Here is a 10,450-nt window from a genome sequence, read left to right as displayed (position 1 = left end):
GTATAATACTGAGATGACCTATCCATTAAAATTTCGCCAACATGTCTTGGCTATTAAAACGCAAGAAAAGCTCACTTATGCCCAAACAGCGACACGTTTTTGTGTGGGGACAGCGAGCCTGATGCGCTGGGCTAAACGCATAGAACCTTGCCTGACTCGAGATAAACCCGCTACCAAAATAAACCAAGCGGCGTTAATCCTTGACGTAGAAACCTATCCTGACGCGTCTCAATACGAACGCGCTCAACGTATGGGGGTTAGTGCTCGAGGTATCTGTGATGCGTTAAAACGTGCCGGGTTTAGCTATAAAAAAAACATTTTATCATCCCAAAATCGACGTCCAAGCGCGAAAAGATTTCCAAAACAAGCTCCAGGCCTATGAAGCCTGTGATACCCCGATAATTTACGTGGATGAAAGCGGTTTTGCCCATGATATGCCACGTCTTTATGGTGATTCAATGAAAGGTAAGCGCTGTTACGGCCAACACGATTGGCATGCCAAAGCACGTACTAACGTTATTGGTGCCCAGCTTAACGGAAAATTAACCACCGTTTGTACCTTCGATTGCCATATCAACAGCGATATTTTTCATGCCTGGGTCATGCAAGACTTACTACCAAAATCTCCCCAAGGGGCTGTCATCGTAATGGATAATGTCAGCTTCCATAAACGTCAAGACACCCAGGCTGCTATACAGAAAGCCGGCTTTATTCTCGAATATCTTCCCACTTATTCTCCTGATATGAACCCCATTGAGCATAAATGGGCTCAAGCAAAAGCCCTTCGCAGAAAGCGCCAATGTGATATCCATACCTTGTTTTCTGCACCTTTATTTTAAATCAATTTATACCGCTTATGCCATAAGCCAACAGCCAAAGGGGGAAGACCGGCAAAACCTTTAGAGGTGATGCTGCGGATTTATTTTTTACAAAATGGGTTTAATTACGCTGATTTATCGATGGAAGAAGCGTTATATGACATCCCCTTACTACGTCAATTTACCGGTGTCTCCGTCGATGCGATTCCCTCCGATCCCACCATTCTGCATTTTCGACACTGGCTGGAAAAACATCATTTAAGCGAATCATTGTTTGAAGAGGTCAATGCGCATTTAGCTTCGTGTGGGCTGTTTATCAAACGGGGTAGTATTGTTGATGCTACGATCATTCATGCACCCAGTTCAACTCAAAACCGGCAAAATGGCCGCGATCCTGAAATGAAAGCCACCCGTAAAGGCAATCAGTGTTACTTTGGTATGAAAGCGCATATTGGTGTGGATGCACAGACGGGTCTGGTGCATTCCCTGGTAGGAACCTCGGCGAATGTAGCCGAGGTAACGCAAGTTCATCACCTTCTTCACGGCCAAGAAGAGGTTGTCCATGGTGATGCCGGTTATAAAGGCGTGATGCGACGCAGTGAACATCAACATCGTGCGGTCATCTGGCACATCCCCCGACGGAGGGTATTGGCCTTGCCCGGGCAGGAGCAGCAGGTATGGGAGAAACATCGGCATCGGCAAAGTCTTATTGCGAAAATCCGGGCTAAGGTTGAACATCCCTTTCGGGTGTTAAAATGTCAGTTCAACTTTAGAAAAGTGCGCTACAAGGGCTTGGCAAAAAATACCGCGCAGTTATTCAGCTTATTTGCTTTGACCAATCTCTTTCTCGCTAGAAAAATCCTGCTCTGTAACCCCTGATTTTCCATTGATACTGAAAAAAAGTGTATCCGCCGTCTCTTATACCGTAAAAAAAGAGTGCATTGATTTTCTTTTTTATTACATGACTTTAAGAATTAACGCTATTAGCTCAAAATATAGCATTCATTATCGGTTTTTCAGGGCTTCCATAAGGAGATCGCGAGGAAACTTTCTCGCTCTCATCGAACGATAGAAAATAATTTATGCAGGATGTACCAAAAATCGGCAGTCAGTTCCTTGAAAGAATTTAGAAAATTTTGCCAGAAAACCGGATTTGATCGTTATATTCCACCTGAATTTATCCCGCTTGGTATCCAGTTTATTGAAAATAGGGAGGCGTCATTATGAGCAATCGACAAAGTAGAGCGAGAAACCGAGAATTAAGATATAAGATATTAGATAAAAAGAGAAATGAAAATAAAAAATTATTTTATAAATTAATAAATTGGCTAAAGAAAAAAAGAAAGCCAGAAAATCGCTATTTACCAAATATAAAATAAAACGCCTTTCCTAGAGGTATAATAAATTATTCACTGTTCGTGATGAATATAGAAAAGAGAAAAAAAGAATAAGTGCTGAAAATTTGCGATGCGCTTCGCAGATTATAAAAGGGATGAAGGATTTATTTTAATAATAAGATATAACGTGAAGCAGTCATGCGCTGCACGGGAAATCCTTGCCGTTTTATTACATGAAGACATTTTTATTATTTATTCGTGTTTAACGCAGGGCTTTGTATTGGGGTCATTTGACGAAAGGGGTAGAGTCGAGATGTGGCGCGGTAACTGGGGTGCGTTTGGGAAACGGAGCCCATACAAGAGGACTGGAGCTTATCAGACATATGTCACCCGTGGCATGGCAACATATCCTGTTAAACGGCCATTACACATTTATCAGTGACGGGAAAAAAATTGACCTGGATGCAATGATAGCGGGACTTAAGCTGGGGTGACAAAATTTCCGGCGGTTCCGGCGTACGTGTGCCACGAATGCACCCGGTGGCCAATAAAGGGTGCAATGCTGTGTGAGAGATGAGGGTCGGCCCCTCGGAGGCGGTGACCAGACGCAGCCTTCAAACTACCCTGAGCTGCTGCCGTTAAGAGCGGTGGTGGTGAGCGTCAGGGAAAAGGCGCAGTCTGATGCGTCATGTGAGTGTTGTGAAGATGAACGAGAGTGAACTGTAGATGCAGTGTCGAAAGGAACTAGATGATGTCAAAAGCGCGCTTTCTACGCGGCGCGTGATAAATCCAGCGGTTATCTGGCTACTGGCTGGGTGGCATCCGGCATATAGACAGCATGAGCACAACACAGGCTCTGACATGGAACGTGGGAACCTGTCGTCCCGATGTGAAGGGAGCGGCGTCAAGCAGAGATCCTGCAAGCGCCTGAGTACCGATGCGGGTCACAGGGGCAGATGGCTCCGTAGTAGTGATGAAGCGTCTGTAATGGACGTGGAGCGAAGGGGGTCAGTCGTTGGGGCTGTATTACGGGTCAACCGCACAAGTGGGAGGAACCTGTGAGCCAGTCCAAACCGTTTGCGTTATCCAAACTGGCTGTCTGGAGAGCGTACAAGAAGGTAAAAGCCAACAGAGGCGGCGCTGGTGTCGATAGTCAATCGATTGAGGAATTTGAGAAGAACCTCGTGGGGAACTTGTACAAACTCTGGAATCGAATGGCCTCGGGCAGCTACATGCCGGCAGCGGTGCGGCGTGTCGATATACCAAAAGCGACGGGCGGAACGAGGCCGCTGGGGATACCCACGGTAGCAGATCGCATCGCGCAAATGGTGGTCAAAGACATGCTGGAGCCGCTTCTGGAGCCACACTTTCATGTTGACTCCTATGGCTACCGGCCGCATAAATCCGCGCACGATGCTCTAAGGGTAGCCCGGCAACGATGCTGGCGTACCCACTGGGTGCTAGACGTGGACATCAAGGGGTTCTTCGGTAACATTGACCATGAACTCCTGATGAGAGCGGTGCGCAGGCACACGGGTTGCAAGTGGGTGCTGCTCTACGTTGAGCGATGGCTAACCGCGTCGGTACACATGCCGGATGGAACGGTGAAAATAAGGGACAAGGGTACGCCGCAAGGTGGGGTAATTTCACCCCTGCTCTCAAATCTGTTCCTGCACTATGCATTTGACATGTGGATGAAACGGGAATTTCCTGTCATCCGGTTTGAGCGATACGCTGATGATATAGTCATCCACTGCAAGAGCCATGTACAAGCAACTATGTTGCACGGCAGGCTCAGAAAACGCCTGGCTGAATGTCAGCTGGAAATGAGTCCGGGCAAGACGAAAGTCGTCTACTGCAAGGACAGGGAAAGAACGGAGGAATATCCTGAAATCAGCTTCAACTTTTTGGGCTACACGTTCAGGCCAAGAAAGTCGGTCTCGAAAGAGGGAGAACTTTCGGTGAATTTCCTGCCAGCGATGAGTGGCAGTGCAGCCAGGGCAATCCGTCAGACAGTGCGGGGCTGGGATTTGAGCCAGAAGACACCGCTATCGCTGGAAGCAATGGCACGATGGCTCAATCCCACTTTACGAGGCTGGTTTAAGTACTATGGGCGCTTTTATCGATCAGCAATGGACTGTGTAGCCAGACATGTCGATTTGCACCTTGCTAAATGGGTTACCCGCAAATACAAGCGGGTACACGGTAGTCTGGTTCAGGCGTATGAATGGTTAGACAGGATACGGAGCGTTAAGCCTAGTCTGTTTGCACACTGGGAAAGTTGTACGCGGCGCTAACGGTCAACGACAAGAGCCGGATGACGGGAGACTGTCACGTCCGGTTCCGTGGGAGCGCAGGGGGGAAGTTCCCTTGCGCGACCCGATAACCCCTAATTTTTAGATTTTTGCGTCAGGGCGCAAGTTTCGGAGCGCTAGGCTGATTAGCGGGATAGGATTGCCCCGCACTTTTTTATGCTCTCTGCTATAATCCCTAACTTGGTTTTGCCAATCATTCTATAACGATGATTCCGAGACGTGCCATTATCCCTGATACCTGACAAATATCTAGTTTGACTCCCTCCAAATCTGTACTGCAAATATCGAGTTCATCTATAGCAGAATTGGTCAGATCGCAATGCGTGAAAGTAGCTGAACGCCAGTCAAAGGAGGAAAATTTACCACCAGATAAATCAGATCCACTGAAAATTGCCCCTAGAACATTTGTATCAACCCAACTGTTTTCCCATAATTCACATTTTTCTAGGACAACCTTTGAGAAATTTGCATAATTTAAATTGCTTTTGGTTATATATGCACTACAAAACCAAGTCCGTGCGCTGATCTTGTTCATAAAACTTGCACCACGAAAATCAGCGCCTTGCGCTCTACACTCTCTGATTTCTATGCCTAATGCATTAATAAATTTAAAATTATTCATCATTAAATCGCAGTTTTTAAAACTGGCGTCTTTTAAAGTTGCACAATTAAAGTTACATCCTATCTGATTTTCTTGATCATAAAATTGGCACTCCCAAAATTGGGTGTCAGTCAAATCGTTACCAGAAAAATCACAATTAATAAACTTACAGTTTTTCACGACGTTTCCAGTAAAATGATCAGTGTCGAACTTTTCACTACGGTATATCGATGACATCATTATAATACCTGTATATCTGATGGGTTTTCTTTATTGTTGTGATTAATTGTGATTCGTTTTAATCGTAAAAAGTGAATACCACGATAGCTGTACCATCGGCCTATACCAGCCAGCAATGTCCAAAGCTGAAGTGATCTAGCCGTTCTACTCAACCACGACCCTTTATAGCAGGGGATACACAGATATCGGATAATACGCCGAGTGTGCGAGAAGCGGCAATAAGCGACACATAAAAAGCCACAAATGCTAGCAGGGGGGGAGCGGTAAACCCAATCCCTAGAAAAAACGCCTAAATGGTCATCAGGTGGGTTATTTGATCAAAAAATCATCCAATGAACCACCTGCTTTAATCGCTTTTTTAATGGGATTGGGTTGACGCCCGATACCCGCCCAATATTGGGTTTTTCCGTTTTCGGTAAATTGGTATTTAGGCTCACGGATAATCGAGGGGGATTTGCTTTTTTTCTTTTTTTGTCCGGTGGTGACAGGAATCGCTAAGGTGGAGATATCAAATCCTTCTTCTTTAACCAATTTGATTAATTCCAGGCGCTTTTTTTCACGTTCTGCCAACTGGGATTTTTCGGCTTCATAGTCTGCTCGGCATTCTTCCAACGCCACTCCCAGCTTAGCGTGGCCTTCTTCTAACATTTCAAAATCGCTTTCACGCACAAAGGTTCGTAGTGATCGAATGTTAGAAAAAATTCTTCTCATTTCTGCGTATATTTTTTCACTCATTTTTTATCTTTTTTCCTTAAATCCAAATCCGATTTTTCCACTCGCTTTATCTTGCAAAAATTAACCCCGTAAATCAAGATAAAACCCAAGTGGACGAAACAGTAACCTTTTTATTTCTTCATCCTTCCCTGACCAGTGATAAATAGGGTTTTAATATGACAGTGTATTACCCCCGGATACGGCCAAACTGATTTAAAACCTGGGAAACGGTTTCCGGATCGGCGTCGATACACTCACCCAAAAATGCCTGGCGCAGAGCAAAGGTTTTAGCTGGATTAAAATGCTCTCTTTTCTTAAAGGCATTGAGACTAAAAAATTGCTTTTCTGCTGAGTGGCATCCAGCTCCGCCACTAGTCTCTGTCATTTTTCCAAATAAACAAATGACAACTTTACAAGCATTATCGGCTTGTGCAGGCACAGAAACGCTGGCAGTGATGCACAAGCAAATCGCCAGTAATATAGGCTGTTTCATTTTAATCACTCCTGATTAATAAAAGGTTAAAAATAAAAAATTTCGTGAATGATTCGTTCAAATTTATAAGAAAATTTTTTTCAAAAATAGCGCCTTTTTCATAAGGCACTTAGCAAAATTACTCAAAGATAGGCGCTGATATAAGCTTTTTCTATAGTAATTTTATGTTTTTGATCTAGTATTAATTTATGAAAAATGCTCACACTGACCTTTATAAAGGCATTAGCACCAACTTTAAATGAAGAGATACTATGCCAAAGATACATTCATCTGTGGATCATGTTATAATTTCACCCGATGCTAGACATACCATGACTCTACATGAAAAAAAATGTAAAATTAAAAAAATAAGTCATAAATTAGAATCAGCTCCTGAAAATTTATCAAAAGATGAGCGTATATCCTTTAGATCTGATCTTCTTTATTTTAGCAAATTATATCGTTTTGAAACAAATGTTGATTTCAAAAAAGATTTTGAATCGATAATAGTAAAATGTTATTTAAAAACTATTAATTATGATCCAAAAACAAAAGATGAATTGAAAAACGAAGAAGAAAAATTTATTTTTATAGAAAAATTTTCTGTTAAAAAAAGATTTAATCCTAATATGGTTCTTCCAGGAAGTGGTATTCAATCTTATAAGGATACACTTTATCATAATTATGCCTTTCATTTGATTAATTCTGTATCAGTTGCATCAGAAATCGCAGATGAGGCTCATGAAATTTATAATAAAGTCATTCATAAAGACGAGTCTATTATAGCCATCATTGAAAAATTACAGTCAAGTTTTCAAAAATTAGAAGAAGCAAATCAACAAATGATGAAAAATAAAAGTATCTCAGTAGACATAACGTCATTGGAGAAAGATTTTAATGATTTGATCGCAAAAAATGAAATTGATATTGATTGTAGAGTTACTGAAAATATTAAGTCTCTTAAAAAATATTCTCATTTAGAAGAGATTTTAAAACAACTCGATGCGTAATGATTTCTTCATCTACTTGAGGATTTTTTACCCATAGTTATATGCGCTCACCTCGGCTTGCCCTTTCAATAATTACCTCTCTATTACCACTTAACAAATCACGGTATTTGCGATACACCTTTTTGGCGTACTTCAGTCTGTTTTTCTCATTGGCCTGTTTAAAGCCGGCATTGTAAGCGCCGACAGACGTCCAGTTAACGCCATGACGGGAGAGTTTTTTAGCAAGAATATAGGCACCGACATACAAATTTTGGCAGGCGTTATTGAGCAGTGTTTTTCTTGTGATACCAAAAGAATGGCTTAATTGGGGCAACCAAGAAGAATTAATTTGCATCAGGCCAATATCTTCTGTTTTTACGACGCCGTTCTTTTTGTTAAGTCCGATAGCCTTGGGATTCATGCTACTTTCTACCTCCGCTATCGCTATCAGTAATAGCGGATCGATTTGATACATTTTTCCTGCTGCTAAAAAACAAAAAGCTTTGCCGCTAAAGGGAGTAAATAAAATCATAATTAGCAGTAAAAGAGAGAAGGGGAATTTCATGTGCTTACCAAAGAATTAAATCACGCCGCAGATTAAGAATGAAAAAAGCATAAAGGGAATAAAGGATAAATTATTTTTACCCAAGACTGACCCATACAATAACGCCAGTAAAATGGAAGCGCCTGCGACCACGACAGCGGAGGCGTTATCCAACCACAAACCCATTGATAGCGCGATATAGATATCACCGGCGGCAAAGACAAAAACGCCACATTTTATCCAACTGGCACCGTTAATTAATATAAAGGGAATAACAAAAAATAACGCTGAAATGATCGCATCCTCTGGCGATTCCCCCAGCCGCCCTGATGCGGCACAATAGACGCTGTACCCACTTAACAAAAAAAGTAAACTGTCCGGCACCCAACGCCGGACGATATCGATATAGCTGGCTATCGCCAGCAAAAAAATAAAAAGGGATAACTCAATTTCTTCTGAGTGAAAAAAATAAAACAACGGGGCAACATTAAGCAACAGGATAGCGGCAATAAAATTAACCGGCGTGGTTGTTTCTGCTGCTGTTTTGATTTCTTTATGTTGTGCCAGGATATTTCGTTCAACCCGAGCGACAATGTTTGGCAGATAAACCGCCATCACCAAGGCGCTTAGCGACGACAATAAAAATAACAGGAAAATATTCATCTTAAATACACGATGTAATCTTTGGGGATAAATGACGGTTTACTGATTGCCTCCGTCGGCGTGATTAACTGGCGGGCATTGGTCACTCCCAGTCGGGACGAGTTTTCCGTTGCCATCATTAACGATTGATAGAGACTGGGTTTGCTGGGCATATAAACATAACCGATTCCATGATGGATAGACGTCTTTATCTCAGGATTTTTCGCTAACCAACGGGGTAAGGGCAGTTGAGTCGTTACTGCGCCAGTATACAAGGGATGATTTTTTTTAAAGGTCGCCAAACTGTCTGCGTAAAGTATAAAGGTCGTGGTTAACAGATTGTCCGCTACCTGTGATGTCACCTCGGCGTCTTTTTCCTTTATAACATTCAATAGATGCGATCCCAGAAAAATAAAAAAAACCACTAACACGCTATTGAGATTAAGCACAATATTTCCCCATTATCCAACAAGGTCTCGAATAACACGTTAATTACACGCGGTGGCAGACCAGGTTTGCGAGTAAACCATGTGGCATTTCTCCCAATTCACACAGCTCTCGCAGGAAGGGTGAGTGACCCCCGCCCAGCCCGTCTGTAAGTGACAATAGTTACCATAATTACTGCCGCCTGCCTGAGTCCAGTAGCGTGCTATCGGGATTTTATTTGCCGGACAAGCGGGGTTGGTGCCATGAACAATGTCCATTTTTCCACTCGCGCCCCATACACCGGATTGACAAGACAAGGTGGCTCCCGTTTTATCCCGACTCAGTAAACCATTCTCGTTACATTTGGCTCCCGCCACCGAGATGTTATCGAGTTTCACATAGCCGCCCCGCACAGTGCCCTCGGTGTAAATCGATTTGCCATTAAAGGCTTTGATCCAGGTTTTATCGTTCATATGCCAGCCCCCTTGCCCTTTTTCAGAATACCAGCCTTCATTCCCCTTGGTGACGAACCAACCGTCCGTTGTGATATTGCCTTTGGCTGAAAGGGTTTTGGCGGTGGTGATGGCACCGCCAGCATGGAGGTTACCATTAATGTGAGCCGCCCCGGTGGTATGCAACGTTTTGGTTTTTACTGTGTTGGCATTGAGGGCATTAACTTCGTCAACGTTATTCCTGCCCATATTGAGTGCGGTTCTCATGGTATTTAATTCGCCTTGACCCGGCACCGCGTGGCGATACAAATAATCGTTTTTTCCTGCACCTTGCGAAAAAAAACCAGCAATCACTACCTTGCCGTCACCGGGGTTATAGCCGCCGAAGGTGGAAAGATTTTCCGTCCAACCACCCATCACGCCTTTTGCGACGGTGCCTTCAATGTAACCGCCGCTGCCACCAATCCGGGTCGCTATTTTTCGAGCTGCACTGAGACTGAGCGGGACGCCACCGGCCAGAAAAATCATATGATGAAATTTCAAGGCGCTAGGTTGATAAATTCGCGTGTGATAACGACTGGAAAAATTATTGGCCGCGGAAAAACCCGCTGGTAAATAACCCGCCTTAATCAGCATCGGCACATCGAGGATATAAGGGGAGGTCGCGGTAGCATGTTTTCCGATCATCAAAGCGTTGTCAGTAATGTATTTGTTAGTGGCTTTTTCTACTCGCCGGGCATGGCTGGCCGCGGTGCTGTATTGCTGATCTTTGTTAAACGCATACACCAGGGGTGCCACGATAAGCGCAAAGCAAAACAGCCCGACCCCCAAGCCGGTGGAAGCATCGGAGATGTGCCAGATGCCTTTTTTTAAATATTTCATTTTGATGCCCTTCTTTAT

At 43.5% G+C, this 10,450-nt stretch carries 13 protein-coding genes; 6 read left to right on the top strand and 7 right to left on the bottom strand.

Features of this window, described 5'->3' with window-relative positions:
* Positions 1-13: 13 nt before the first annotated feature.
* From AACL30_RS02790 to ltrA, 5 genes are all read left to right on the top strand, one after another.
* A complete protein-coding gene (locus AACL30_RS02790; protein WP_339057934.1) occupies positions 14-382 on the top strand; it encodes an IS630 transposase-related protein in 369 nt (122 codons plus the stop codon).
* On the top strand, positions 291-839 hold the full coding sequence (locus AACL30_RS02785) for an IS630 family transposase (protein ID WP_339057741.1): 549 nt from the start codon (positions 291-293) through the stop codon (positions 837-839). Before AACL30_RS02790 ends, AACL30_RS02785 begins: the two co-directional genes overlap by 92 nt.
* A complete protein-coding gene (locus tag AACL30_RS02780; protein WP_339058383.1) occupies positions 840-1,697 on the top strand; it encodes an IS5 family transposase in 858 nt (285 codons plus the stop codon).
* A gap of 344 nt (positions 1,698-2,041) precedes the next feature.
* Positions 2,042-2,197, top strand: coding sequence for a hypothetical protein (locus AACL30_RS02775; protein WP_162860129.1), 156 nt, complete (start codon positions 2,042-2,044; stop codon positions 2,195-2,197).
* 1,016 nt (positions 2,198-3,213) lie between these two features.
* Entirely contained in the window at positions 3,214-4,452 is a 1,239-nt protein-coding gene (gene ltrA / locus AACL30_RS02770) for a group II intron reverse transcriptase/maturase (RefSeq protein WP_339057740.1), read from the top strand.
* Between the two features lie 211 nt (positions 4,453-4,663).
* Here the strand turns inward: ltrA and AACL30_RS02765 are convergent, their stop codons facing one another.
* The 3 genes from AACL30_RS02765 to AACL30_RS02755 all read right to left on the bottom strand — a co-directional run bounded on the left by AACL30_RS02765 (position 4,664) and on the right by AACL30_RS02755 (position 6,518).
* The gene (locus tag AACL30_RS02765; RefSeq protein ID WP_339058382.1) at positions 4,664-5,308 is read right to left on the bottom strand and encodes a Qnr family pentapeptide repeat protein; all 645 of its coding nucleotides are present in this window, start codon (positions 5,306-5,308) and stop codon (positions 4,664-4,666) included.
* Positions 5,309-5,620: 312 nt separating this feature from the next.
* Positions 5,621-6,046 carry an H-NS family nucleoid-associated regulatory protein gene (locus tag AACL30_RS02760; protein WP_339057739.1) on the bottom strand — a complete coding sequence of 142 codons (426 nt, stop codon included), beginning with the start codon at positions 6,044-6,046 and terminating at the stop codon, positions 5,621-5,623.
* Between the two features lie 166 nt (positions 6,047-6,212).
* Positions 6,213-6,518 (bottom strand): conjugal transfer protein, encoded by a 306-nt coding sequence (locus tag AACL30_RS02755; protein WP_339057738.1) that lies wholly within the window; start codon positions 6,516-6,518, stop codon positions 6,213-6,215.
* A gap of 251 nt (positions 6,519-6,769) precedes the next feature.
* On the opposite strand from AACL30_RS02755, the gene AACL30_RS02750 reads away from it, so the two are divergent.
* Positions 6,770-7,507 carry a hypothetical protein gene (locus AACL30_RS02750; RefSeq protein ID WP_339057737.1) on the top strand — a complete coding sequence of 246 codons (738 nt, stop codon included), beginning with the start codon at positions 6,770-6,772 and terminating at the stop codon, positions 7,505-7,507.
* Positions 7,508-7,544: 37 nt separating this feature from the next.
* On the opposite strand, the gene AACL30_RS02745 is transcribed toward AACL30_RS02750, so the two are convergent.
* The 4 genes from AACL30_RS02745 to pilV are packed head-to-tail and all read right to left on the bottom strand — an operon-like array spanning position 7,545 to position 10,432.
* On the bottom strand, positions 7,545-8,051 hold the full coding sequence (locus AACL30_RS02745) for a lytic transglycosylase domain-containing protein (RefSeq protein WP_422389566.1): 507 nt from the start codon (positions 8,049-8,051) through the stop codon (positions 7,545-7,547).
* Between the two features lie 15 nt (positions 8,052-8,066).
* Entirely contained in the window at positions 8,067-8,693 is a 627-nt protein-coding gene (locus tag AACL30_RS02740) for a prepilin peptidase (protein WP_339057736.1), read from the bottom strand.
* Positions 8,690-9,121, bottom strand: a complete 432-nt coding sequence (gene pilM, locus AACL30_RS02735; protein WP_119797915.1) for a type IV pilus biogenesis protein PilM — start codon at positions 9,119-9,121, stop codon at positions 8,690-8,692. Before pilM ends, AACL30_RS02740 begins: the two co-directional genes overlap by 4 nt.
* Positions 9,122-9,160: 39 nt before the next feature.
* The gene (gene pilV / locus AACL30_RS02730) at positions 9,161-10,432 is read right to left on the bottom strand and encodes a shufflon system plasmid conjugative transfer pilus tip adhesin PilV (RefSeq protein ID WP_339057735.1); all 1,272 of its coding nucleotides are present in this window, start codon (positions 10,430-10,432) and stop codon (positions 9,161-9,163) included.
* Positions 10,433-10,450 lie beyond the last annotated feature (18 nt).

Origin of the sequence: Candidatus Regiella endosymbiont of Tuberolachnus salignus, assembly GCF_964020115.1 — a bacterium.
Taxonomy (GTDB): domain Bacteria; phylum Pseudomonadota; class Gammaproteobacteria; order Enterobacterales; family Enterobacteriaceae; genus Regiella; species Regiella insecticola.
This window is presented reverse-complemented; position numbering and strand designations above follow the sequence as displayed.